Source organism: Streptomyces sp. NPDC019937 (assembly GCF_040631655.1).
Lineage (GTDB): Bacteria > Actinomycetota > Actinomycetes > Streptomycetales > Streptomycetaceae > Streptomyces.
The window spans coordinates 1-22,688 of the sequence record NZ_JBEYAL010000048.1 but is presented as its reverse complement, the minus strand read 5'-3'; the positions used below and the strand labels follow the sequence as shown (position 1 = coordinate 22,688).

The window sequence follows — 22,688 nt, the reverse complement described above, 5'->3', positions numbered from 1 at the left end:
CGTGGTCCTCAGAGAGAGGCCGCCGTCCCGATCCAGGTGGCGAGAGCGACCGGATCGGGCGCCGCGCCGCCGGTGTCCCGGAGCGCGCGGTGGACGGCGAGGGCCACTTCGGGAGCGCGGAGCAGCGCCGCCCTGGCCGCGCCGTCCGGCAGGGTGAGGGCCAGCCCGGCCCAGGCGGCGATGTCGTCCGGGACCCGGGCCAGCCGGTCGCGGTAGCCGCGCAGCGCGGCCGCCCGGTCGCCCATGACCCAGGCGAGGTCGGCCCCGTCCGGGGCGTCGTCGCCGCCCTTCCGGTCCCGGAGCCGTTCCGGTGCGGCGAACCGGAGCCTGGCGAGCGCCGTCCGCCCCACCGTCTCCGCGAGGGCGGGCTCGACCGAGGCGGGGGGCAGCTCCCGGGGCGGCGCACCGCGCGTCCGCCAGGCCAGCGCCCACCGGGCGAGCCGCGCGGGTTCGGGCCGCAGATGGCGCATGCGGTACACGAGCCGGTGGTCGACGACCAGGTCCTCCGCCAGCCGCCGCGGCACGGGCGGGACCGGCTCCGCGAACCAGCCGGCCAGCCGCTCCGCCGCCTGATCGAGGAAGCTCCGGCCCAGGGGCGTCAGCTCGGCGTGGGTGCGCAGCGTCTCCAGCCCGTGGGAGGTCTGCACCCGGCGGAGGGCGAACTCGAACGCGGCGGTGTCCTTGGCGGGCCCGTCCTCGGCCCGGTGCCGGCGGTCCTGCCAGAAGCCGGTCACGCCCAGGAACGCGTACACCCCCTGGAGCAGTCCGCGCAGCGGCCTCGGATCCGGCCGCCACGGCGCGTGGTGGACCTCCTCCCGGCCGCCCTCGATCAGGGGCACCAGGTCCATCAGGGCGCTGAGCTTGATGTGCTGGGCCTCGTGCACCAGCGCGGCGGCCAGGTCCGGCTCGGCCGCGGGGGCGTTGATCAGGACGCAGCCGTAGGCCTCCGGGGATGAGGCGCTGAACGGGTCGGGCTGGGCCGCGTACGGTACGGGGACCACGGAGGCGACGCAGGCGGCGACCCCCGACGGGTCCACGTTGCGCTGCTCGGCGAGCAGCCGCCAGGCGCCCGCGAAACGTTCCTGCCAGCGTTCCCACGCGTCCTCGGAGAGCCGGTCCGGCGGTCTGCGGCGGAAGAAGTCGCGATAGGGGTCGACATCGTCGAGGAACGGCGAACAGATGTGCCCCCGATGCTCACCGTGCAGCCGTCGCAGGCCCTGCCACCCGGGGGTGTCCCCCGCGAAGCCGGAAGCGGGCAGCGGCACAGTATGCGGCCCGGCCACCACTGCCGCCCCCTCCCCCGTCCGCACGACCTCGGCGAGGCCGGTGGCGGGGTCCGGCAGGAGGGCGAAGCCCAGCGCGGGCAGCATCACCCCGCCGTCGCGCACCACGACGGCGATGCGGAAGTCGATGCCCGCGAGGAGGGCGGCCGAGGCCGCCACCGCGTACAGATAGCCGGTCTCGCTCCACAGCGGCGCCTCCGCCGTTTCCTGGCCGCGCAACCGCCGCAGGCACCGGCTGAGCCACACCCCGGTCTGCGGATGCAGCAAGAGCCGCTCCACGGCGGCCGGGGAGCGGCGCTCGGCGCGTATCAGCAGTCGCCAGGCGTCGTCGGCGGGGGGCAGCGGGCCGGGGAGGTCGGGATGTACGGCGGCCACGTCGACCAGCGCCCGCAAGAGCAGCATCGCGCGGCTGCGCTGACCGGATCTCAGCTCGGCGACCGATGCCGCACTTCCCGAACCCGCGGCCAGCTCGGTGAAGCACTCCGCCGATAAGTGATGGCGGGAGTCGGTCAACCGCAATTCGTCCCCGCATTGGAGGAATTGGCCGCCGTCGCCGGGTTTCGGACCGCGTCGATCAGGCACAGCGCCACCGCGGCGATCCCCTCGTCCCGGTCGAGGTCTTCCAGTGTCGCTCCCGAAAGGTCCAGCAGCTCCGTCTCGACCTCGGTCGCGACTCGCTCCATGACACCGCCCTCCTTAAGGACGTTCCACACCGGCTCACGTGAGGCATCCCTATGGTGACCTACCCCTATTGATTGCGAAAGGGTGAACACGGCCAGCGGACGCCCGGCTTGTCAAGATTTTCGGACACATCCGGCGCGCCCGCCGGGGGGCTCGGTATGCCGCTGTCAGGTGCGCTTTCGGGGCCGTCAGGCGGCCGTCAGGCGCCCTTTCCGGAGTGGATCGACTCGACCTCGAACACGCCGCCGCAGACGCGGAAGGAGCGCGCCGGCACCGTCATGGAGGTGTAGGAGTCCGGCGGGTAGGCCCGGATCCGGGCGGGGGTGCGCCAGCAGGGCTTGTCGGCCGTGCCCTCGTTGAGGGTGTGCAGCATCGCGGAGGCGCTGCCGCCGGGCGGCAGGGAGACCGTGGAGCGCGACCCGCCGCGCCGGGAGGCGGGGTCGCCGATCGCGGAGCCCGCGGAGTCCAGCAGCGAGACCCCGGGGAAGCCGGTGAGCGTGCAGGTGGCGGTGGACTTGTTGGTGAGCACCAGCGGCATGTGGACATTGCCCGCGCCCACGTCCTCGCGCCCGAGGGAAAGCCCCAGGCGATCGGTGGGGCACACGCGCTGGGCGCCCGGGCGCGACGCGGTGGTGTGCGCGACCGCCGCCGAGGACGCGGGGCGCGTCACGGGGCGCGACGAGCCGGGCTGGGAGGCGGACGTCACCGGCGCCGCGCGCCCGGTGTGCGCCGCCGACCGGGTCGCCGCCGACTGGCTGACGGACGAGGCGGACGGCTCACCGCCGTCCGGTGCGCCGGAGGAGCCGGGCGGCCCGGACCGCTGGTGACCGGTGTCGGCGCCACAGGCCGTCACCACGGCCAGCGCGCCGACGGCCAGTGCGCATAAGCACCATGGCCGGGACCTCCGGGGCCTGGGCGTCGTCGTGTCGTTCCGTTGCGCCATGAGCGACCTCCCGGGGTCGTATCCGCTCTCTTTGGGCTCCCCCTTCCCCGCTTGGACGCCCTTATGTCTCCGGGACATTGATCGCATTCCCCGGCAATTCCTCACCCCCGCCCCACCCGGCCCCGGTGACCGGGAAGCCACCGGGGCCATCGGTCACATCACCAGGTGTGCCTTGCTGTGGGTGACTTCCTCGATGTCGCCGCCCGCCTTGCCGATCAGCCGGTGGGCCAGGTTGCTCAGCGCCCTCGCCGCCGCGATCTCCTCGCCGACCCGCGGCTGTGCCGGGTCGTCGGGGTTGCGGTTCGCGCGGCCCTGGGCGAGCATCTCGGTGCCGTCGTGCATCCGCAGCCGGATGACGGCTTCGGTCAGCGGACCGATCTCACGGAATTCCATCTGAATGTCGCATCCCACGATCGTCTCCATCACGATCACCTCCTGCGTCACCTTCCAGGATGCGCCTCCCCCCGCTGTCCAGTCGACCTGGTCAGCAGGTCCACCACCTCGGCGTCGCCGGTCTGGGAGAAGTCCTCGTACCACTCGCCGACCGCGGAGAAGTCCGGGGGCGTGGACAGGCACACCACCTCGTCCGCGTCCTCGCGCAGCGACGCGACCGCGTCCGGCGGCGCCACCGGGACGGCCAGAACGGCCCGGGCCGCGCCCTGGGCGCGCGCGACCCGGCAGGCGGCGCGTGCGGTGGCGCCGGTCGCGATCCCGTCGTCCACGATGATCGCCGTACGGCCCTCCACCGGGATCCGCGGCCGGTCGCCGCGGAACCGCCGCGCCTGCCGGGTCAGCTCGGCCTGCTCGGTCCGCTCGACGTCGGCGATCTCTTCCTCGTCCGCCCGGCTCATCCGGATGATCGCCTCGTGGACGACCCGTACCCCGCCCTCGCCGATGGCGCCGAAGCCCAGCTCCCGATGGAAGGGGACGCCGAGCTTACGGACGATGATCACATCCAGCGGGGCGTTCAGCGCCCGGGCCACCTCGAAGGCCACCGGCACCCCGCCCCTCGGCAGCCCCAGCACCACGGGCTTCTCTTCGGCCAGCGGCCTCAGCCGCTCGGCGAGGCGCCGTCCGGCGTCCACCCGGTCAGTGAAGATCATCGCTCACCCCCGGCACGGGTTCCTCTCCTTCGAATCAAGCGGACAATGCCCCGGGCCGCAAACCGGCGGCGGCTCCGGCACCCTGGAGGCATGGAGCACGCCACAAACCGGGACGATTCCGGTTACCCCGTCTTCGTTGAATCATTCGACTCGGACAGCCGCTACCGGCGGGTGCGGCTTCGGGGGGTGGGGTGCGAACCCCTGGAGAAGGAAGAGTTCGCTCCGCGCGTCCGGCAGGTCTTCCCCGGCATCGACCTCGACGACCCGGATCAGGTCCACTGGGCCGACCGGCCCGGACAGTGGCCGACGTGGCATCCGGGCGAGGCCTGAGCGCGCATGGGCGTCCTGATCGGCACCTCGGGATGGCAGTACAGGGACTGGCGCGGTGTCCTCTACCCCGCCGGCTGCCCGCAGCGGCTGTGGCTGGAGGAGTACGCCAGGGGCTTCACCACGGTCGAGAGCAATAACGCGTTCTATCGGCTTCCCGAGCGCGATCAGTTCGCCGCCTGGCGGGACCGCACGCCCGGCGGGTTCGTGATGGCGGTCAAGGCCAGCCGCTATCTGACCCACATCAAGCGGCTGCGCGACCCGAAGGAGCCGGTCGCGCGGCTGATGTCCCACGCGGAAGGTCTCGGCGACCGGCTGGGCCCGGTCCTGCTCCAGCTCCCGCCGACCCTGCGGGCCGACCCCGGCCTGCTGGACACCTGTCTGGCCTGCTTCCCCGCCGGTACCCGGGTGGCGGTCGAGCCGCGCCATGACTCCTGGTGGACCGAGGAGGTCCGGGCGCTGCTGGAGCGCCACGGCGCCGCGCTGTGCTGGGCGGACGTGGGCTCGCGCCCGGCCGCCCCGCTGTGGCGGACGGCGGGGTGGGGGTACGTACGGTTCCACGGCGGCCGGGCCGAGCCCGCGCCGCGCTACGGCCGCCGGGCGCTCGCCACGTGGGCGCGCCGGGTGCGGGACACCTGGCCCGGCGAGGCCGACGTCTACGCGTACTTCAACAACGACACGGGCGGGGCGGCGATCCACGACGCCGTCGTCCTCGCCCGGGCCGCCGCCGGGCTGGGCCTCCCGGTCAGCCGTACGCCCGCGACGGCGGCTACTCCTTGACCGCGCCGCCCAGCATGCCCTCGATGAACCGGCGCTGGAGCGCCACGTAGACGACCACCACCGGCAGCGCGATCAGCACCGACGCCGCCGCGAGCAGCGCCGCGTCCGAGCTGTGCTGCCCCTGGAAGAAGGCGAGGCCGAGGGGGACGGTGCGATGGGCCTCGTCGCTGACCATCACCAGCGCCATCAGGAACTCGTTCCACGTCCACATGAAGGTGATCACGACCATGGTGGAGATCGCCGGGCGGCCCATCGGGACGAGCACCCGCCACAGCGTGGTCCAGCTGTTCGCCCCGTCGAGCCGGGCCGCCTCGATCACCGCCCGTGCGCTGCCCCGGAAGTACGTCCGCATCCAGAACACGCCGAACGCCAGCGACTGGGCGATCTGCGGCAGGATCAGCGCCCAGTAGGTGTCGGTGAGTCCGGCGTACCGCAGATCGAAGTAGAGCGGGACGACCAGGGCCTCCTGGGGCAGGGTCAGCCCGATCACGAAGAGGTAGAACAGCGGGGTGGAGCCGGGGAAGCGCATCACCCCGAAGGCGTACGCGGCGAGCACGGCCAGCACGGTGGTGGCCGCCACCACGACCGTGGTGACCAGGACCGAGTTGCCGAGGTAGGTGCCGAAGTGGCCGCGGCTCCAGGCGTCGGCGAAGTTGCCCCAGTGGAGCCCGTCCCACGGAGCCGGGAACCCGGTGCCCAGGGAGTCCTGCGAGGCGAAGGCGGTGGTGAGGATGGAGACGACGGGGACGAGCGAGAGGACGGCGAACAGGGTGAGGAGCGCGTAGGTGACGCCGCGTTCCAGGCGTGTGGTCATGCCCGCCGTCCTTCCACGAGCCGGGAGACCGTGACGGTCAGGGCGAAGATCAGGACCGTGAGGGCCACGCCGACCGCGGCGGCCGAGCCGACCTGGTTGGTCTCGAAGGCCCGGTGATACACCTCGTAGGCGGGTACGGAGGTGGCGTTCCCGGGGCCGCCGCTGGTGGTGACGTAGATGAGGTCGAAGTTGCGCAGGCCCGCGATGATGGTCAGGGTCAGCGCCACCGCGAGGTGCGGCCGCAAGGCCGGGAGGGTGACGGCGAGGAACTCCCGGACCGGACCGGCGCCGTCCATCCGCGCCGCCTCGTACAGCTCGCGCGGGACGCGCTGGACCCCGGCGAGGAAGAGCACCATGCACAGCCCGGTGCCCACCCAGGTCCCGATGACCCCGACGGCGGGCAGCGCCCAGGTGTAGTCGCCGAGCCAGGGGCGGGCGAGCGAGCCGAGACCGACCGCGCGCAGGGTGTCGTTCAGCAGTCCGTCGGGGGCGAGGATGGACCGCCAGGCCACCGCGACCACGATGAGCGCCAGGACCTGCGGCAGGAACAGGACGGTGCGGAAGAAGGTCATGCCGTGGATCCGCACCCGGGACATCGCGGCCGCCAGCAGCAGCCCGATGGCCACCGGCAGGGCCGAGTAGAACACGAGCAGCAGCAGGGCGTGGGCGAACGGGGCGCGCAGCGCGGGGTCGCCGAACAGGTCGCGGTAGTTGCCGAAACCGGCCGGGGTGGCGGCGGTCAGCCCGTCCCAGTGGAGGAACGACAGCCACACCGACTGCCCGAAGGGGTAGAGCAGGAAGACGGCGTACACGAGCAGCGCGGGCAGGATGTAGAGGTAGCCGACGGCGCGCGGTTCACCGGGCGCCCGGCGGTGGTATCGCCCGGCCGGGGCGGTGGTCTTCATCGCGTCGCCGCCGCGTGGCGTTGCCGCTGGGCGCGCAGGAAGGCGCCGTAGTCCCGCTGCAGGGTGGCGGCCAGCTCGTCCGGGGAGGTCTTGCCGCTGACGACGCCCTGGAGGGCGGCCGAGAGGGTGTCGTAGAAGGTGGGGGTGGCGTAGTCGAGGTACGGGACGAGGCCGTCGGCGGCGCTGAGCCGCTTCCAGCCGTCGATCATCTGGCCGTCGACGGTGTCCGGGGCGACCTCGGCCGCGGCCGGGCCGGGCACGGCGGGCAGCACTCCGTGCCGGGTCATGACGTCCGAGGCGTGGGCGCTGGTGAGGAAGTCGAGGTAGGCGGCGGCCACTTCGGGGTGGCGGGAGCGGGAGGTGATGGACCAGGCGAGGCCCTGCCCGCCGGTGGTGACGGGGGTGCCGCCGGGCTTCGCGGGCGGCGGGGGCATGAGGCCGAGCTTGTCCCCCATCGTCTTCTCGAGGTCGGCCAGCAGCCAGGTGCCGGTCATCAGGTACGCGCCGTCGCCGGAGGCGAACTTCTTGGCCGCGTCGTCGTATCCGAGGCCGCCTGCGCCCTTCGGCAGATAGCCGCGCCTCATCCAGTCGCTGAGGGTCGCGGCGGCGGCCTTGGTGGCCGCGGTGGAGAAGCCGGTACCACGGCCGAGGACGGTGTCCCGGGTCGCGGCGGCGGCGTACTGGTCCTGGAGCACCCCGAAGGTGTGGATCGCGGGGTACTTGTCGAGGTTGCCGAACTGGACGGGCATCTCGCCCCGCTCCTTGAGGCGGGCGAGCCCCGCGGTGAACTCGCTCCACGTCTCCGGCGGTTTCAGGCCCGCCTTCCGCAGCAGGTCCTTGTTGTAGTAGAGGCCGACGAACTCGCCGGTCTGGGAGATGCCGTAGAGCCGTCCGCGGCCGAAGTCGGTGCCGTCGACGGAGACCCGGTTGAGGTTCAGGAGGGTGTTCGGGTAGCGGGTGTTCCAGTCGTAGATCCCGGCGTAGTTGTCGAGCGGGGCGAGCAGCCCGGCGCGGACGAAGGACACCATGTCCGGGTAGCCCTGGTTGGCCTGGATGACGTCGGGCGGGTTGTTGCCGGAGACGGCGAGCTTGAGCGTGGTCTTCAGATCGGTGAAGCTCCGCGCCACCCGCTTGATCCGCACGTTGGGGTACTTCTTCTCGAACTCCCGGTTCAGCTGGGTGATTTCGCCGTTCGTGCCGCCGCGGATCTCCTGGTCCCACACGGTCAGCGTGGTCTTTCCGGCCGTTCCCGGGTCGGGTACGGCGGTGGCCACTCCGGCCCCGGATCCGGCGGCCCCCGAGCCGTCGGTGCCGGGCACACAGCCCGCGGCGAGCAGGGTGGCGCCGAGGGCGAGGGCGACGGGTAAGGCGCGATGTGGGGGCCGGTGGCGCGCCCCGCTGCGGGGACATCCCATGCGGTTCTCCTTCGGGCGGGCGTCGTGCTGCGGGCGTCGTGCGGCAGGTAACGCGTCGTACGAGCGCGGTCGTACGGGCGTCAGGCCCCGCGGGCGTCGGCCGCCCGGAAGCCGATGGTGGGCAGGGCCCGCGGCCGGGGCCAGTCGCGCACCCCGGCCGGGATCAGGCCGTCCAGGAAGCGGTGGCGCGCCACCAGCTCGCGGTCCGCCGAGCGGGCCGTACGGTCCCACCACGCGGCCACCTCGGCCCAGCCGGGCGCGGCGAGCGAGCCGCCGAAGTGCTGGACGGAGAGGGCTGCGGTGAGGTTGGCGAAGGCGAGCCGGTCGGCGAGCGGCCAGCCCGCGAGCGTTCCGGTCATGAAACCGGCGATGAACACGTCGCCCGCTCCGGTCGGGTCGAGCGCTTCCACCGCGAGGCCCGGCACCTCGGCGCTCTCCCCGGTGAGGGAGTCGATGCCGACCGCGCCCCCGGCGCCCCGGGTGACCACGACGATCGGCACCAGCTCGGCCAGGGCCCCCGCCGCCCGCTCGGGGGTGTCGGTGCGGGTGTAGCGCTGTGCCTCGGTGGCGTTGGGCAGGAAGGCGTGGGTGTAGGGCAGGTCGGGGAGGGCGGCGAGATCCCAGCGGCCGGACTCGTCCCAGCCGACGTCGCCGAAGATCTTGGCTCCCTGGGCGTGCGCCTGGTGCACCCAGTCCTCCTGGCGGCCCGGCTCGTAGGCGGTCACACAGGCCCGGGAGCGGGGCGGCGCGGCGCGGGTGGCGGGCGGCGGCGCGGGGTGCTCGTGGGTGACCATGGTGCGTTCGCCCTCGTAGGCCATGGACACGGTGACCGGTGAGTGCCAGCCGGGGACGCGCCGGGAGTGGGTGAGGTCGACGCCCTCGGCGTGGGCCAGGCTCTCCCAGCAGTAGTCGCCGTAGACGTCGGCGCCGAAGGCCGCGGCGAGGGTGGTGTGCAGGCCGAGCCGGGCCAGCGCGGTGGCCATGTTGGCGATGCCGCCGGGGCTGGAGCCCATGCCGCGGGCCCAGGACTCGGTGCCGCGCACCGGGGCGTGGTCGAGGCCGGTGAAGATGATGTCCAGGAAGACGGTGCCGGTGAGGTAGACGTCGTGTTCGGGGTCGCCCTGGGTGCGCAGCGCGGCGAGCGGGTCGATCGGCTGTATCGGACCGGGGGCTGCGGACATGGGGCTCACCGGCGCGCCTTTCCTTGTTCGTCATGACGTCGGATGAGCGACACCATGCACCTCGGAGAGGCTTTGTGCAAGAGGTCGCTCATAGTCGCGCAGACTCGCTCACCTGGAGTACGTTGCCCCCATGCTGCGAGAGACCCGCCACGAGAAGCTGCTGAGCATCCTCGGCGAGCAGGGCGTGCTGCCGATCGGGGAGATCGCCAAGCGTCTGGAGATCAGCGAGGCCACGGCCCGCCGGGACCTCGCCGAACTGGGCCGGGCCGGCCGGCTGACGCGGGTCTACGGCGGCGCGGTGGCGGCGCCCACCCCGGACGAGGAGCGCCCGTTCGGCGAGGTGGCGGTCGACGAACCGGAGGAGAAGGCAGCCGTGGCCCGGCGCGCGGCGGAGCTGGTCGTGGACGGCGATGTGCTGCTGCTCGACATCGGCACCACGACCCTGCACCTGGCCAGGCTGCTGCGCGGCCGTCCGGTCACCATCGTGACCAGCAATCTGGCGATCTACGACGAGCTGCGCGACGACCCCGAGGTGACGCTGATCCTGCTCGGCGGGCAGGTGCGCGCCAACTACCGCTCGGTGGTCGGCTTCCTCACCGAGTCCAACATCCGGCAGCTGCGGGTGGGCCGGCTCTTCCTGGGCGCGAGCGGGGTGCTGTCCGACGGCAGCGTGCTGGACAGCACGCATGTGGAGGTGCCCGTCAAGCGGGCCATGCTCGCCTCGGCCCGGGAGGTGGTGCTGCTGGTCACGGCGGGCAAGTTCCCGGGCGACACCGGGCTGGCGCGGGTCTGCGGCCCGCGGGAGATCGACACCCTGATCACCAACAAGACCGCCGATCCGGCGACGCTCGATGTGTTCCGCGAGGCCGATGTGGAGGTAGTGACCGTATGAGGCTGACCGTGCTGGGTGGCGGCGGTTTCCGGATGCCGCTGGTGTACCGGGCCCTGCTGGAGGACACCGGGGACGCCGCCGGGCGCTGCACCGAGCTGATGCTGTACGACACCGATCGGCGCCGGCTGGACGCCATCGGCGCGGTCCTGGCCGAGCAGGCGGCGGACCGCCCCACCGCTCCCGTGGTGCGGGCCACCACCGACCTCGACGACGCGCTGCGCGGCAGCGACTTCGTGTTCTCCGCGATCCGGGTCGGCGGCCTGGAGGGCCGCGCCCGCGATGAGCGGATCCCGCTCGGCGAGGGCGTCCTCGGGCAGGAGACCGTCGGCGCGGGCGGGGTGCTGTACGGGCTGCGCACCCTGCCGGTGGCGACGCGCATCGCCGAGCGGATCGCCGCCGTGGCCCCGGACGCCTGGGTCATCAATTTCACCAACCCCGCGGGCATGGTCACCGAGGCGATGCGGCGGGTGCTGGGCGACCGTGTCATCGGCATCTGCGACTCGCCGGTCGGGCTGTGCCGCCGGGCGGCACGGGCCCTGGGCGCGGATCCGGACCGGGCCGTCTACGACTACGTGGGCCTGAACCACCTCGGCTGGCTGCGGGGCGTGGTGGTGGACGGCCGGGACCGGATGCCCGAGCTGCTGGCCGACGCCGGGGCACTGGAGTCCTTCGAGGAGGGCAAGCTGTTCGGCGCCGAGTGGCTGCGGGCCCTGGGCGCGCTGCCCAACGAGTATCTGCACTACTACTACTTCAACCGCGAGGCGGTGGCCTCCATCCGGCAGGCCCCGACCACCCGGGGGGAGTTCCTGCGCGAGCAGCAGGCCCGGTTCTACGAGACGGCCCGCACCGCCCGCGGCGGGGCACTCGCGGCCTGGGAGCGGACCCGGCTGGAGCGCGAGGTGACGTACCTGGCCGAGAGCCGGGAGGCCACCGGCGGCTGGGAGCGCGACTCCTGCGATCTGGACGGCGGAGGTTACGAGCGGATCGCGCTGGCCATCATGCGGGCCATCGCCCGCGACGAGCGCACCACGCTGATCCTCAACGTCGCCAACCGCACGGCCGTCCCCGGGCTGGACGCGGACGCGGTGGTGGAGGTGCCCTGTCTGGTGGACGCCTGCGGGGCGCGCCCCCTGGCCACCGGTGCGGTGGCTCCGGACCAGCTGGGGCTGATGCTGTCGCTGAAGGCGGTCGAGCGCTCGACGATCGAGGCGGCCGGGGCGACCGGTGCGGCCGGGGCCGGTGGCACCGCCGCCGCCCGGAGCGCGGCCCTGCGCGCCCTCGCGCTGCATCCGCTGGTCGACTCGGTCCATGTGGCGAGCCGGATTCTCGACGCCTCGGGGTTGCCGGCGACGGAGTAGCACATGTCCGAACGGGCTTTCCCTAGACCATGATCGCGCCCGAACGGGCTCCGTTTCGGCCAACTTCTCGAAAGCGGGCACGAAACGGGCCCGTTCCGCGCCGATTCAGGCGTCCGCGATCCTCACCGCGCGTCCGCTTACCGGATCTGACCTGCTGAGATAACGTTCGTGAAACGGGCACATCCGGTCATGATCTGTCCCGTGCCAAGCCTGGCCACCCCGGTTGCGTGCTTGTAAAACTTCTCGCCAAGCCCGAAGAAGAAGCAGGTGATGCGGTGTGGACGCGGAGGAACGCCGTCGGGGGATCCTCGACATGGCGCGGCGTGCCGGGGTCGTCGACGTCGGCAAGCTCGCGGCGGACCTCGGAGTGTCCAAGGAGACGGTGCGCCGCGACCTGCGGGTGCTGGAACAGCACGGTCTGGTCCGGCGCACCCATGGTGGCGCGTACCCGGTGGAGAGCGCCGGATTCGAGACCACCCTCGCGTTCCGCACCACCATGCACGTCCCGGAGAAGTCGCGGATCGCGACCGCGGCCGCCGAACTGCTGGGCGACGCCGAGACGGTCTACATCGACGAGGGCTTCACCCCGCAGCTGATCGCCGAGGCCCTGCCCCGGGACCGGCCGCTCACCGTGATCACCGCGTCCCTCGCGACGGCGAGCGGGCTCGCCGGCCGCGAGAACACCACGGTGCTGCTCCTGGGCGGCCGGGTCCGCGGCGGCACGATGGCCACCGTCGACCACTGGGCCACGCACATGCTGTCCGGGTTCGTCATCGATCTGGCGTTCATCGGCGCCAACGGCATCTCCCGGCAGTACGGGCTCACCACCCCCGATCCGGCGGTCAGCCAGGTCAAGGCGCAGGTGGTCCGGGTGTCCCGGCGCAAGGTGTTCTCCGGGGTGCACACCAAGTTCGGGGCGGTCAGCTTCTGCCGGTTCGCCGACGTGTCCGACTTCGAGACGATCGTGACCGACACCGGGCTGCCCGTGACCGAAGCCCATCGGTATTCGCTGCTGGGCCCGCAGATCCTCCGGGTCTGACCCCACCGTCCCCCTTCCCGTCCCCCAGTCTCCCTCCCCCACGTCCCTCCGATTGGACCCGTTATGCCAGTCCTGACACTTCGTGCTGCCCGGATACCGGTCGTGGCCCTGGCCGCGGGCGCGCTCCTCGCGGGGTGCGCCGGTATGGGCGGCGGCAGCTCCGGCGGCAACACCATCAATGTGCTGATGGTGAACAACCCGCAGATGATGGATTTGCAGAAGCTGACCGCGAAGCACTTCACCAAGGAAACGGGCATCAAGGTCAAGTTCACGGTGCTGCCGGAGAACGATGTCCGCGACAAGATCAGTCAGGACTTCTCCAATCAGGCCGGGCAGTACGACGTCGCCACCATCAGCAATTTCGAGGTTCCGTTCTACGCCGAGAACAGCTGGCTGATGCCGCTGGACGACCATGTCGCCAAGGACAAGGCGTTCGACCAGAAGGACATCCTTCCGCCGATGCGGGAGTCCCTGACCGCCGGTGACGGCCAGTTGTACGGGGAGCCCTTCTACGGCGAGTCGTCGTTCCTGATGTACCGCAAGGACATCTTCGCCGAGAAGCATCTGAAGATGCCCCAGCGGCCCACCTGGAAGCAGGTGGCGGATCTCGCGGCCAAGGCCGACGGCGCCCGCAAGGGGATGAACGGCATCTGTCTGCGCGGGCTGCCCGGCTGGGGCGAGCTGATGGCCCCGCTCACCACGGTCGTCAACACCTTCGGCGGCACCTGGTTCACCAAGGACTGGAAGGCACAGCTGACCTCGCCGGAGTTCGTCAAGGCGACCAAGTTCTATGTCGACCTGGTGCGCAAGCACGGTGAGGCCGGCGCCTCCCAGTCCGGCTTCGCCGAGTGCCTGAACAACCTCACCCAGGGCAAGAGCGCCATGTGGTACGACGCGACCTCGGCCGCCGGGTCGCTGGAGGGCGCCAAGTCCCCCGTCAAGGGCAAGATCGGCTATGTGCAGGCGCCGGTGGAGAAGACCGAGAGCTCGGGCTGGCTCTACACCTGGGCGTGGGGCATCCAGAAGGCCTCGCGCAACTCCGACAAGGCATGGAAGTTCATCTCCTGGGCCTCCAGCAAGAAGTACGAGAACCTGGTCGGCAAGACGTTCGGCTGGTCCAACGTGCCCGCGGGCAAACGGGCCTCGACGTACGCCAACCAGGAATACCGCGATTCCGCGGGCGCCTTCTCCGATGTCACCCGGAAGGCCATCACCAGCGCCAAGCCGCGCGACCCCGGGGTGCAGGAGCGGCCGACCATGGGCATCCAGTTCGTCGACATCCCCGAATTCGCGGATCTCGGCACCAAGGTCGCCCAGGAGATCAGCGCCGCCATCGCCGGGAAGCAGTCCGTCGACGAGGCATTGAAGACGTCGCAGAAGCTGGCCGAGAAGGTGGGCGAGGAGTACCGAGATGAGTAATCCGACAACGGCGGTCCCCGTTCGCGGCGAGCGCCCACCGACCGTGGCCGCCGCCTCCCCCGGCACCGGCCGGCCGACGAGGAACCGGGCCCGGGAGTGGGCCACCCGGGCACCGCTGATGCCCGCGCTGATCTTCCTGATCGTGGTCACCCAGCTGCCGTTCGTGGCGACACTGGTGATCTCGCTCTTCGACTGGAACTCCTTCCGCCCCGACAAGCGTGAGTTCGCGGGGCTGGAGAACTACAAGACGGTGGCGAGCGACGCGGCGCTGCGCGAGTCGATCCTCACCACCGTGCTGCTGACCGCCACCGTGGTCATCATCAGCGTGGTGCTGGGGCTGGCGCTGGCGCTGCTGCTGGACCGCAAGTTCCGCGGCCGGGGCCTCGTCCGCACGATGCTCATCGCGCCGTTCCTGCTGGTGCCGGTGGCCTCGGCGCTCCTGTGGAAGCATGCGCTGTACAACCCCGAATACGGGCTGTTCAACGGCGTCCTGAACTGGCTGGGCGGGCCCCAGCCGGAATGGCTCAGCGATATGCCGCTGATGGCCGTGGAGGCGTCACTGATCTGGCAGTGGACACCGTTCATGATGCTCATCCTGCTGGCCGGGCTGCAGAGCCGGCCGCTGGACATGATCGAGGCGGCCCGGCTGGACGGCGCGGGCAACTGGCAGATCTTCCGCTTCCTCACCCTGCCCCATCTGCGGCGCTATCTGGAGCTGGGCACCCTGCTCGGGTCGATCTACATCGTGCAGAACTTCGACGCCGTGTTCACCCTCACCCGTGGCGGTCTCGACACCGCCAACCTCCCCTACACCATCTACGAAACCTTCTACAACGCCCACGAGTACGGGCTGGCATCGGCGGCGGGTGTGCTGGTCGTGATCGGCACGATCATCATCGCCACCTTCGCGCTGCGCGTGGTGTCGTCCCTCTTCCGTGAGGAGGCCTCCCGCGCATGACCACCCTGACCGCCCCCGGGGCCATCACCGCCGTTCCGCCGGCCGCCCGGCGGGCCCGGCGCCGCGGTACCGCGCTCGCCCTGCTGGCCTGGTTCACCGGCATCCTGTTCGTCCTGCCGGTGCTGTGGATGCTGCTCACCTCGTTCCACTCCGAGAGCGACGCCGCCACCAATCCGCCCTCGCTGGCCGCCCCGTTGACCCTCGACGGCTACAAGGCGTTCTTCGGCGTGGACGGCGGGGCCAGCCCCTGGCCCGCGCTGCTCAACTCGCTGGGCACCTCCCTCTTCTCCACCCTCTTCGTGCTGGTGCTGGCGCTTCCGGCCGCGTACGCGCTGTCGATCCGGCGGGTCCGCAAGTGGACCGACGTGATGTTCTTCTTCCTGTCCACCAAGATGCTGCCGGTGGTGGCCGGGCTGCTGCCGGTGTACCTGTTCGCGAAGAACATCGGCTTCCTGGACAACGTGTGGCTGCTCGTCATCCTCTACACGTCGATGAACCTGCCGATCGCCGTGTGGATGATGCAGTCCTTCCTCGCCGACATCCCCGTGTCCATCATCGAGGCCGCCCAGATGGACGGGGCCCGGCTGACGACCATCCTGTGGCGGGTCGTCGCCCCGATCGCCGGTCCCGGCATCGCCGCCACCTCGCTGATCTGCTTCATCTTCAGCTGGAACGAAATGCTGTTCGCCCAGGTGCTCACCGGCGTGGTCGCCCAGACCGCACCGGCCTTCCTGACCGGCTTCGTCACCAGCCAGGGGCTGTTCCTGGCCCAGGTGTGCGCCGCGTCGATCGTCATCTCCCTGCCGGTGCTGGCCGCGGGGTTCGCCGCCCAGGACAAACTCGTCCAGGGCCTGTCGCTAGGAGCAGTCAAATGAGGGCCGCCGTCATCGAAGCACCCGGCAAGGTCACCGTCGCCACGGTCGCCGATCCGGCCCCGGGGCCCCGCGAGGTCGTCGTCGACGTGGCGGCCTGCGGGCTGTGCGGAACCGATCTGCACATCCTGCAGGGGGAGTTCGCGCCCACCCTGCCGATCGTGCCCGGCCATGAGTTCGCCGGGGAGGTCGTAGGCATCGGCAAGGACGTCACCGAGGTGGCGGTCGGCGACCGCGTCGCCGTCGACCCCTCCCTGCACTGCCACGAATGCCGCTACTGCCGCATCGGCCGGGGCAACCTGTGCGACAACTGGAACGCCATCGGGGTCAGCGTCCCCGGCGGCGCCGCCGAGTTCGCCGTCGCGCCGGTCGCCAACTGCGTACGGCTCCCCGAGCACGTGGAGGTCGGCGACGCGGCCCTGATCGAGCCGCTGTCCTGCGCCGTGCGCGGCTACGACGTGCTGAGCGGCAATCTGGGCGCCGAAGTGCTCATCTACGGCTCCGGCACCATGGGGCTGATGATGCTGGAGCTGGCCAAGCGGACCGGCGCCACCAGCGTCGACGTCCTCGACGTCAACCCCGAGCGGCTGTCCACCGCCAAGACCCTCGGCTGCTCCCGGGCCGCGGCCTCGGCCGACGAACTCGACCAGGGGCGCGGTTGGGACGTGGTCATCGACGCCACCGGCAACCAGGCCGCCATCCAGGACGGTCTCGGCCGGGTCGCCAAGGCGGGCACCTTCCTGCAGTTCGGGGTCTCCGACTACGCGACCCGGGCCACCATCGAGCCGTACAAGATCTACAACCAGGAGATCACCATCACCGGCTCCATGGCGGTGCTGCACAGCTACGAACGCGCCGCCGGGCTCTTCGCCTCCGGTGTCCTCGACCCGAAGATCTTCATCAGCCACCGGATGCCCCTCGCCGAGTACCCCGAGGCGCTGGAGCAGTTCCGCTCCGGCCAGGGCCGCAAGATCGTGGTCGAGCCGTAACCGTGTGTGGTTGACGGCCCGGGCCCGGTACCACCAGGCTTGGGCCGCGACGATCACGGTGGACGGGAGGCGGCGGATGGGCAGGGGCGACGCGTTAGTGGTGGGTGGCGGCCTGGCGGGAACCCTGGCCGCCGCCGCGCTCATCGGCCACGCGGACACGGTCACCATCGTGGAGCGCGATCGCTATCCCGAGCAGCCCGTCTTCCGCAAGGGCGTCCCCCAGGGGCGCCATCTGCACGTCTTCCTCAGCGGCGGCTGCCGGGCCCTGGAGAAGCTGCTCCCCGGAGCGACGTCGGAGCTGCGGGCGGCGGGCGCCCGGCTGCTGGAGGCGCCGCGCGATGTGATCACCCGGGCCTCCAACGGCTGGCACCGCCGGTTCCACGAGGGCCGGCACACCATGATCAGCTGCACGCGTCCGCTCTTCGACACCACCGTACGGGCGAGCGTGCTGGCCCGGGCCGCCGGTTCCGGGACCCGGGTGGAGGTGCTGCAGGCCACCGAGGCCATCGGACTGCTCGGCGGCGCGGACCGGGTGACCGGCGTGCGGGTGCGCTCACGCGACACCGGGCGCGCCGTGCGGGAGCTCTGCGCCGATCTGGTCGTCGACGCCTCGGGGCGTGGCTCGCGCGCCCCGAGGTGGCTGGCCGAGCTGGGCCGCCGAGCACCGCGCGAGGAGGTCGTCGACGCCGGAATCGGCTACTCCACGCAGATGTTCCGGCCTGCCGAGCCGCTGGACATGTCCGTGGTCATCCAGCCGCGCCCCGGCTGTCCCCGTGGCGCGGCCTGGTCCCCGGTCGAGGGCGGCAACTGGCTGCTGACCCTCGCCGGTGTGCGCGGACATCATCCGCCGGCCGAGGGGCCGGCCGTGCCCGATTTCGTACAGGGCCTCGGCGCCCCCGAGTTGTACGAACACCTGCGCACCTGCGAGCCGGTGTCCCCGCCGTACGGCTACCGGGACACCTCCAACCGCCGCCGCCACTACGACGCGCCGGGCGCGGTGCCGGAGGGGTTCGTCGTGGTCGCGGACGCGGCCTGTACGTTCAACCCGATCTACGGGCAGGGGATGTCCGTCGCCGCGCTGAGCGGGCTGGCGCTGCGTGGCGCCCTGGCCGGCGGCGGGGTGCGCCCCGGCCTCGCGGCCGCCGCCCAGCGCGCCGTCGCCCGGGCGGGCGACACCGCCTGGCTGACCGCCGTCGGCGCGGACCGCCCGTACGCGGCGGGCTCGGACACCACGCCGCCGGGCGCCGCCGAGCGGGTGCAGACCTGGTACTTCGGGCGGCTGGCGGACCGGGCGGCCATCGATCCCGTGGTCGGCGCCGCGTTCCGCGACATCACCCACCTGGCCGCGCCGCCGTCCCGTCTGCTCTCCCCCGCCGTCGCCCTGCGGACGGTGCTGCTCCCCCGGGCCCGGGGCCTGGCGTCCCCGCCGTTGCGGGTCGAGCCGTAGCCCCGGGCGAGGGTCCGGGTCAGGCGGTGGCGTCGCGGAGGTGGGCCGCCGCGGCCTGCTCCAGGTGGACCAGGTCGCAGCTGACCGTGGCGAACGTGAAGCCCTGGGCCAGCCGCTTGGCGGCCGTGGCGCCGTCCGGGCAGTGGATCCCGGCCGCGATCCCGGCCGCCTCCGCGGCCCGCGCGACCTTCGCCAGGGCCGCGTCGAACGCTTCCGCCACCGAGGCGTCCGTGGAGGTGCGTCCGCCGAGGGCGATCGTGAGGTCGGACGGGCCGATGTAGACGCCGTCCAGCCCCTCCGTCGCGCAGATCTCCTCCGTGTTGCCCAGCGCCTCCGCCGTTTCGATCATCACGACGCAGGCGACCTGCTCGTTCGCCTCGGCCGGGACGGGGCCGACGCGCAGGCCGGAGCGCATCGGGCCGTAGCTGCGGACCCCGAGCGGGGGGTAGCGGCAGGCGCTCACCGCGGCGGCGGCCTGCTCGGCGGTGTTGACCAGGGGGACGATGACGCCGCGGGCGCCCGCGTCCAGGGCCTGGCCGATCCAGAAGCCGTCATTGGCGGGGACGCGCACCATTCCGGCGGCGGTGCCGCGGGCGTCGATGGCGGTCATCGCGCCGAGCGTGCCCTTGTAGTCGAGCAGACCGTGCTGGGCGTCGACGCAGATGTAGTCGTAGCCAAGCCCGGCCAGCCGCTCGGTGCCGACGGGGTTGTCGAGGACGACCCAGTAGCCGAGGATCCGCTGACGTGCGCGGAGCCGGGATGCGAAGTCGGCGGGGGAAGTGTTCATGGTCTGGAGCTTCTCTCGATTTGTCTGGTCGGTCGATAGGGGGCGTAGGGAAGGAACGTCACACCACGGGGTTCACCGGGTCCTCGCCGCGCAGCACCCGCACCACGTCCGCGGCCACGGCGCTGCCCATCGCGGCGTTCGCCTGGTGGGTGAAGGCCGAGCAGTGCGGGGTGAGCACCGTGTTCGGCGCGGTGAGCAGCGGGTTCCCGGCGGGGGGCTCGGTGGCGAACACATCGATTCCGGCCGCCGCGATGTGCCCGCTGTGGAGCAGTCCGGCGAGGGCGCCCTCGTCGACGAGCCCGCCCCGCGCCGTGTTGATCACGCAGGAGCCGGGTTTCATGGCTTCCAGCCGGGCACGGTCGAGCAGCGGCCCGCCGGAGGGCATGGGCAGATGCAGGGTGACGGCGTCGCTCAGGGCGAGCAGGTCGTCCAGGGGTACGGAGCGTACGCCCTGCTCGGCGAAGACGGCCTCCGGCAGGTGCGGGTCGTACGCGACGATCTCCATGTCGAAGCCCCGGGCGCGCCGGGCGACGGCCTGCCCGATCCGGCCGAAGCCGACGATGCCGAGCGTGCGACCGGCCAGTTCGGGGCCGAAGAAGCGGTCCCAGCGGCCGCCGGTGACCGAGGCGTGGGCGGGCACGATCCGGCGTACGGCGGCCAGCAGCAGGGCCATGGCCATGTCGGCGACGGCGGTGGTGTTGGTGCCGGGCGCGTTGACCACCCGTACGCCGCGCGCGGCGGCCGCGGTGAGGTCGATGTTGTCGACGCCGACCCCGTGCTTGGCGATGACCTTCAGCCCGGGGGCCGCGTCGAGGACGTCCGCCGTCACGCGGTCGAGCCCGACGACGAGGGCGTCCGCGCCCGCCGCCTCGTCGATCAGCTGCGCCTGCGCCAGCGGATGCGCGGCGCGCGCGGCGCGCACCGGGACACCGGCCTGTTCGAACACCTCCCAGGGGGCCCGGGAGTGCTGGCCGAAGCTCGGCGTGGTCACCAGGACGTCGTGTCCCATGGTCTGGTTCAACTCCCCACCCCGAGGCCGAGGACATCGAGGACCGAATAGATTCCGAGTGCGCCGATGGCCGCACTGCTCAGCACGAGCGCGCCGTTCAGCGCGGGATTGCGGCGGAAGCGCGGGGCCACCTCGGTGGCGCGCAGATGCCATACGGCGATGACGACCGCGACCAGGAAGACACCGCCCGCGATGCCACCGACCTGCACCATCAGCACCGGTTCCTGGATGAAGAGGTAGCTGACGGCCCACAGCGGCGGCAGGACGACGGTGAGCACGCGGATGGCGCGCTTGCGGGTCGTGACGTTCTTCCAGTCGAGCAGGCCGAGCAGGCCGAGGGTGTTGGTCCACAGCCGGGGCACGCTCGCGGTGGAGGCGATGATCGTCGAGTAGAGGACGGCGATGGCGCCGGCCAGGAAGAGGTACTTGCCCCAGGGGCCGAGAGTGTCGGTGTACATCCGGGACAGGGTGCTGATCATCTCGTTGCCCTCGGGCACCAGGCCCTGCCGGTGCAGGATGGCCGCGCCGATGACGTAGAAGGACAGCGTGCACAGGGTGCAGATGAGCCAGGAGACGAGGGCGTCGGTCCGCATGACCCGGATCCAGCCCTCGGCGCGCTCGGCCCGCGCCTCGGTGCCGTCGTCCGGGCCGGTCCAGCGCGCGTAGCCCTTCTCCAGACACCAGTAGGTGTACGTGGTCATCTCGTCGGCGCCGACTCCGGTGATGCCGAACATGGCGACGGCGAAGCCGAGGGTGCCGGCCGGGATGGACAGGGTCAGCCCGGAGCCCAGGTCCGCGCCGCTGTAGGGGAATTCGGTCCAGGGCAGTCCGACGGCGAGGGCGACCGTGGAGAGCGTGAAGATCACGACGGTGATGAATCCGGCCTTCTCCACCAGCCCGTAGCGGTTGGTGTACATCAGCGCGACGACGGAGACGATCACGATGACGGTCCACGCCGTGAGCGAGGTGCGGCCCAGCGGGTCGCCGCCGATCGGGGCGAGGATGCTGAACGCCGCCGCCGCGCCGCCGATCATGCCGCCGCGCTGGAGCATCTTGGCGAAGTCCATCAGGATCCACAGCACGTTGATCCAGCCGACCCGGCCGACTCTGGGCGCGACCTGGCTGTACCCGGCCAGCGCGGTCTTGCCTGTGAGGATGGTCCAGCGGGCCAGCTCCATCTGCACCCACACCTTGACCAGCGCGCTCGCGATCACCAGCCACAGCAGGACGAATCCGGCCTTGGCGCCGAGCGAGGTGGTGGTGATCAGTTCACCGGAGCCGACCACCGCCGCGGAGAGGATCATGCCGGGCCCGAGGCGCTTGACGGTGCCCTTGAGGTCGCTCGGCGGCTCCAGGACGTCGCCCGCCCGCAGTGCGTACGGATCGTCGGACGCGGGTTCGCTGCCCGCCCCGACGTCGACCGGCACACTCTCCGCCTTCATGGACCCTCCCGCTACATGCGTGTTGTGAGCGGAACGCTCGCATGCTTGCACGTAACACGCAAGAGTCTGCCCCATGTCCACGATGAAACAGCGCGAAATGCGCAGACTGATAGGGTGCTCCCCCAGTCACGCAGAGTCGCGGGGAGTCGCGGAGAGGATGGCAGGCGAAAAATGACATCCAACGGGGAGGGTCAGCGGCGACTGCGCGCCGCCGACCGCCGGGAACTGATCGCCCGCACGATCCGGACCGATGGCACGGTCGTCGTCGAGGAACTCGCGCGCTCACTGGAGGTGACCCCCTCCACCATCCGCCGGGACCTCGCCCTGCTCACAGAGCAGGGCACCATCGCCCGCACCTACGGCGGCGCGATGAGCGCGGGGCACACCGCCGAGCCGACGCTCGGGCAGCGCAGCGGGCTCGCGGTGGCCGAGAAGGACCGCATCGGACGGTGGGCGGCCACCCGGATCGGGCAGGGCGACACCGTCATCCTGGACGCGGGCACCACCACCGGCCGGCTCGCCCACCATCTGCGCGCCCGCACCGAACTCACCGTCATCACCAGCGGATTGACCGCGCTGCGGGCGCTGGCCGAGGTGGACGGCATCGAGCTGATCACGCTCGCGGGGACGCTGCGCCACGTCAGCCAGGGCTTCGTCGGCCCGCTCGCCGAACTCACCCTGTCCCGGCTCACCGCGGACAAGGTCTTCCTGGGCGCCGACGGGCTCGACGCGCGGCGCGGCATATGCGAGGCCAGTCTGCACCAGACCTCACTGAAGGAGATGATGGCCGACCGCGGCCGGGAGGTGTTCGTGCTCGCCGACAGCAGCAAGCTCGGCCAGTCCCCGTTCACCGCGTGGGCCCCGCTGGACGGGCCCTGGACGCTGGTCACCGACGACGGCGCCACCGATGACCAGCTCGCGCCGTTCCACGCCCTGCCCGAGACGGAAGTGATCACCGTATGAGAAGGGGCGGGGGGGGGGGGGGGGTAGAGAGGGCCGCCCCCCCCCCCCGGGAGCCCCACCGCGCGCGGGGGGGGGGAAGAG

At 71.9% G+C, this 22,688-nt stretch carries 23 protein-coding genes and 1 pseudogene; 12 read left to right on the top strand and 12 right to left on the bottom strand.

All coding sequences use genetic code 11. The features are described 5' to 3' along the window. Nucleotides 1–8: 8 nt before the first annotated feature. The 3 genes from ABZ562_RS35085 to ABZ562_RS35075 form a co-directional block, all read right to left on the bottom strand. Nucleotides 9–1,796, bottom strand: a complete 1,788-nt coding sequence (locus tag ABZ562_RS35085; protein WP_361487738.1) for an HEXXH motif domain-containing protein — start codon at nt 1,794–1,796, stop codon at nt 9–11. Beyond that, on the bottom strand, nt 1,793–1,966 hold the full coding sequence (locus ABZ562_RS35080; RefSeq protein ID WP_361487736.1) for a hypothetical protein: 174 nt from the start codon (nt 1,964–1,966) through the stop codon (nt 1,793–1,795). The genes ABZ562_RS35085 and ABZ562_RS35080 overlap by 4 nt, the downstream gene beginning before the upstream one ends. Nucleotides 1,967–2,163: 197 nt before the next feature. After that, nucleotides 2,164–2,568 (bottom strand): DUF4232 domain-containing protein, encoded by a 405-nt coding sequence (locus ABZ562_RS35075; protein WP_361487733.1) that lies wholly within the window; start codon nt 2,566–2,568, stop codon nt 2,164–2,166. Between ABZ562_RS35075 and ABZ562_RS35070 the strand changes: the two genes are divergently transcribed. Then, entirely contained in the window at nt 2,558–2,791 is a 234-nt protein-coding gene (locus ABZ562_RS35070) for a hypothetical protein (protein WP_361487730.1), read from the top strand. The genes ABZ562_RS35075 and ABZ562_RS35070 overlap by 11 nt on opposite strands. A gap of 269 nt (nt 2,792–3,060) precedes the next feature. On the opposite strand, the gene ABZ562_RS35065 is transcribed toward ABZ562_RS35070, so the two are convergent. Beyond that, nucleotides 3,061–3,330: a DUF1876 domain-containing protein gene (locus ABZ562_RS35065; protein WP_055551856.1), complete on the bottom strand. Its 270-nt coding sequence runs from the start codon at nt 3,328–3,330 to the stop codon at nt 3,061–3,063. Nucleotides 3,331–3,383: 53 nt separating this feature from the next. Further along, nucleotides 3,384–4,010: pseudogene (locus ABZ562_RS35060) on the bottom strand (phosphoribosyltransferase); the annotation flags it as partial. A 90-nt stretch (nt 4,011–4,100) separates the two neighbouring features. On the opposite strand from ABZ562_RS35060, the gene ABZ562_RS35055 reads away from it, so the two are divergent. Both ABZ562_RS35055 and ABZ562_RS35050 read left to right on the top strand, forming a co-directional pair. Beyond that, entirely contained in the window at nt 4,101–4,340 is a 240-nt protein-coding gene (locus tag ABZ562_RS35055; RefSeq protein WP_361487726.1) for a hypothetical protein, read from the top strand. A gap of 6 nt (nt 4,341–4,346) precedes the next feature. Continuing rightward, nucleotides 4,347–5,117, top strand: a complete 771-nt coding sequence (locus ABZ562_RS35050) for a DUF72 domain-containing protein (protein WP_361487724.1) — start codon at nt 4,347–4,349, stop codon at nt 5,115–5,117. Here ABZ562_RS35050 and ABZ562_RS35045 read toward each other — a convergent pair. The 4 genes from ABZ562_RS35045 to ABZ562_RS35030 form a co-directional block, all read right to left on the bottom strand. Further along, on the bottom strand, nt 5,107–5,931 hold the full coding sequence (locus tag ABZ562_RS35045) for a carbohydrate ABC transporter permease (RefSeq protein WP_361487721.1): 825 nt from the start codon (nt 5,929–5,931) through the stop codon (nt 5,107–5,109). The genes ABZ562_RS35050 and ABZ562_RS35045 overlap by 11 nt on opposite strands. After that, nucleotides 5,928–6,836: a sugar ABC transporter permease gene (locus ABZ562_RS35040; RefSeq protein ID WP_361487718.1), complete on the bottom strand. Its 909-nt coding sequence runs from the start codon at nt 6,834–6,836 to the stop codon at nt 5,928–5,930. The genes ABZ562_RS35045 and ABZ562_RS35040 overlap by 4 nt, the downstream gene beginning before the upstream one ends. Further along, nucleotides 6,833–8,251, bottom strand: a complete 1,419-nt coding sequence (locus ABZ562_RS35035; protein WP_361487716.1) for an extracellular solute-binding protein — start codon at nt 8,249–8,251, stop codon at nt 6,833–6,835. Before ABZ562_RS35035 ends, ABZ562_RS35040 begins: the two co-directional genes overlap by 4 nt. An 80-nt stretch (nt 8,252–8,331) precedes the next feature. Next, nucleotides 8,332–9,432 carry a PfkB family carbohydrate kinase gene (locus ABZ562_RS35030; protein WP_361487713.1) on the bottom strand — a complete coding sequence of 367 codons (1,101 nt, stop codon included), beginning with the start codon at nt 9,430–9,432 and terminating at the stop codon, nt 8,332–8,334. 130 nt (nt 9,433–9,562) lie between these two features. Between ABZ562_RS35030 and ABZ562_RS35025 the strand changes: the two genes are divergently transcribed. The 8 genes from ABZ562_RS35025 to ABZ562_RS34990 all read left to right on the top strand — a co-directional run bounded on the left by ABZ562_RS35025 (nt 9,563) and on the right by ABZ562_RS34990 (nt 18,406). Beyond that, the gene (locus tag ABZ562_RS35025; protein ID WP_361487710.1) at nt 9,563–10,324 is read left to right on the top strand and encodes a DeoR/GlpR family DNA-binding transcription regulator; all 762 of its coding nucleotides are present in this window, start codon (nt 9,563–9,565) and stop codon (nt 10,322–10,324) included. Next, nucleotides 10,321–11,682, top strand: a complete 1,362-nt coding sequence (locus ABZ562_RS35020) for a 6-phospho-beta-glucosidase (protein WP_361487708.1) — start codon at nt 10,321–10,323, stop codon at nt 11,680–11,682. Before ABZ562_RS35025 ends, ABZ562_RS35020 begins: the two co-directional genes overlap by 4 nt. A gap of 277 nt (nt 11,683–11,959) precedes the next feature. Next, nucleotides 11,960–12,721, top strand: a complete 762-nt coding sequence (locus ABZ562_RS35015) for a DeoR/GlpR family DNA-binding transcription regulator (RefSeq protein ID WP_361487705.1) — start codon at nt 11,960–11,962, stop codon at nt 12,719–12,721. Nucleotides 12,722–12,784: 63 nt separating this feature from the next. Further along, a complete protein-coding gene (locus tag ABZ562_RS35010; protein WP_361487702.1) occupies nt 12,785–14,140 on the top strand; it encodes a sugar ABC transporter substrate-binding protein in 1,356 nt (451 codons plus the stop codon). Further along, on the top strand, nt 14,133–15,098 hold the full coding sequence (locus tag ABZ562_RS35005) for a sugar ABC transporter permease (protein WP_361487700.1): 966 nt from the start codon (nt 14,133–14,135) through the stop codon (nt 15,096–15,098). The genes ABZ562_RS35010 and ABZ562_RS35005 overlap by 8 nt, the downstream gene beginning before the upstream one ends. Then, a complete protein-coding gene (locus tag ABZ562_RS35000; protein ID WP_361487697.1) occupies nt 15,095–15,973 on the top strand; it encodes a carbohydrate ABC transporter permease in 879 nt (292 codons plus the stop codon). The genes ABZ562_RS35005 and ABZ562_RS35000 overlap by 4 nt, the downstream gene beginning before the upstream one ends. Next, a complete protein-coding gene (locus ABZ562_RS34995; protein WP_361487695.1) occupies nt 15,970–16,959 on the top strand; it encodes a zinc-dependent alcohol dehydrogenase family protein in 990 nt (329 codons plus the stop codon). The genes ABZ562_RS35000 and ABZ562_RS34995 overlap by 4 nt, the downstream gene beginning before the upstream one ends. A 76-nt stretch (nt 16,960–17,035) precedes the next feature. Then, nucleotides 17,036–18,406, top strand: a complete 1,371-nt coding sequence (locus ABZ562_RS34990) for a hydroxylase (protein WP_361487692.1) — start codon at nt 17,036–17,038, stop codon at nt 18,404–18,406. 19 nt (nt 18,407–18,425) lie between these two features. On the opposite strand, the gene ABZ562_RS34985 is transcribed toward ABZ562_RS34990, so the two are convergent. From ABZ562_RS34985 to ABZ562_RS34975, 3 genes are read right to left on the bottom strand one after another with little or no spacing between them, the layout of a single operon-like run. After that, a complete protein-coding gene (locus ABZ562_RS34985; protein ID WP_361487691.1) occupies nt 18,426–19,193 on the bottom strand; it encodes an aldolase/citrate lyase family protein in 768 nt (255 codons plus the stop codon). Nucleotides 19,194–19,251: 58 nt separating this feature from the next. Then, nucleotides 19,252–20,202, bottom strand: a complete 951-nt coding sequence (locus tag ABZ562_RS34980; protein WP_361487689.1) for a phosphoglycerate dehydrogenase — start codon at nt 20,200–20,202, stop codon at nt 19,252–19,254. A gap of 8 nt (nt 20,203–20,210) precedes the next feature. Further along, nucleotides 20,211–21,644: an Nramp family divalent metal transporter gene (locus tag ABZ562_RS34975; protein WP_361487687.1), complete on the bottom strand. Its 1,434-nt coding sequence runs from the start codon at nt 21,642–21,644 to the stop codon at nt 20,211–20,213. Between the two features lie 171 nt (nt 21,645–21,815). Here ABZ562_RS34975 and ABZ562_RS34970 point away from each other — a divergent pair, with 171 nt between their 5' ends. After that, on the top strand, nt 21,816–22,607 hold the full coding sequence (locus ABZ562_RS34970) for a DeoR/GlpR family DNA-binding transcription regulator (protein WP_361487684.1): 792 nt from the start codon (nt 21,816–21,818) through the stop codon (nt 22,605–22,607). The last annotated feature ends 81 nt before the right edge of the window (nt 22,608–22,688 follow it).

Bases quoted from the DNA above. Each gene is read 5' to 3' on its own strand.
- ABZ562_RS35080 (WP_361487736.1), bottom strand. From the start codon at position 1,966: ATGGAGCGAGTCGCGACCGAGGTCGAGACGGAGCTGCTGGACCTTTCG.
- ABZ562_RS35065 (WP_055551856.1), bottom strand. From the start codon at position 3,330: ATGGAGACGATCGTGGGATGCGACATTCAGATGGAATTCCGTGAGATC.
- ABZ562_RS35055 (WP_361487726.1), top strand. From the start codon at position 4,101: ATGGAGCACGCCACAAACCGGGACGATTCCGGTTACCCCGTCTTCGTT.
- ABZ562_RS35050 (WP_361487724.1), top strand. From the start codon at position 4,347: ATGGGCGTCCTGATCGGCACCTCGGGATGGCAGTACAGGGACTGGCGC.
- ABZ562_RS35045 (WP_361487721.1), bottom strand. From the start codon at position 5,931: ATGACCACACGCCTGGAACGCGGCGTCACCTACGCGCTCCTCACCCTG.
- ABZ562_RS35040 (WP_361487718.1), bottom strand. From the start codon at position 6,836: ATGAAGACCACCGCCCCGGCCGGGCGATACCACCGCCGGGCGCCCGGT.
- ABZ562_RS35035 (WP_361487716.1), bottom strand. From the start codon at position 8,251: ATGGGATGTCCCCGCAGCGGGGCGCGCCACCGGCCCCCACATCGCGCC.
- ABZ562_RS35030 (WP_361487713.1), bottom strand. From the start codon at position 9,432: ATGTCCGCAGCCCCCGGTCCGATACAGCCGATCGACCCGCTCGCCGCG.
- ABZ562_RS35025 (WP_361487710.1), top strand. From the start codon at position 9,563: ATGCTGCGAGAGACCCGCCACGAGAAGCTGCTGAGCATCCTCGGCGAG.
- ABZ562_RS35020 (WP_361487708.1), top strand. From the start codon at position 10,321: ATGAGGCTGACCGTGCTGGGTGGCGGCGGTTTCCGGATGCCGCTGGTG.
- ABZ562_RS35010 (WP_361487702.1), top strand. From the start codon at position 12,785: ATGCCAGTCCTGACACTTCGTGCTGCCCGGATACCGGTCGTGGCCCTG.
- ABZ562_RS35005 (WP_361487700.1), top strand. From the start codon at position 14,133: ATGAGTAATCCGACAACGGCGGTCCCCGTTCGCGGCGAGCGCCCACCG.
- ABZ562_RS35000 (WP_361487697.1), top strand. From the start codon at position 15,095: ATGACCACCCTGACCGCCCCCGGGGCCATCACCGCCGTTCCGCCGGCC.
- ABZ562_RS34995 (WP_361487695.1), top strand. From the start codon at position 15,970: ATGAGGGCCGCCGTCATCGAAGCACCCGGCAAGGTCACCGTCGCCACG.
- ABZ562_RS34990 (WP_361487692.1), top strand. From the start codon at position 17,036: ATGGGCAGGGGCGACGCGTTAGTGGTGGGTGGCGGCCTGGCGGGAACC.
- ABZ562_RS34985 (WP_361487691.1), bottom strand. From the start codon at position 19,193: ATGAACACTTCCCCCGCCGACTTCGCATCCCGGCTCCGCGCACGTCAG.
- ABZ562_RS34980 (WP_361487689.1), bottom strand. From the start codon at position 20,202: ATGGGACACGACGTCCTGGTGACCACGCCGAGCTTCGGCCAGCACTCC.
- ABZ562_RS34975 (WP_361487687.1), bottom strand. From the start codon at position 21,644: ATGAAGGCGGAGAGTGTGCCGGTCGACGTCGGGGCGGGCAGCGAACCC.
- ABZ562_RS34970 (WP_361487684.1), top strand. From the start codon at position 21,816: ATGACATCCAACGGGGAGGGTCAGCGGCGACTGCGCGCCGCCGACCGC.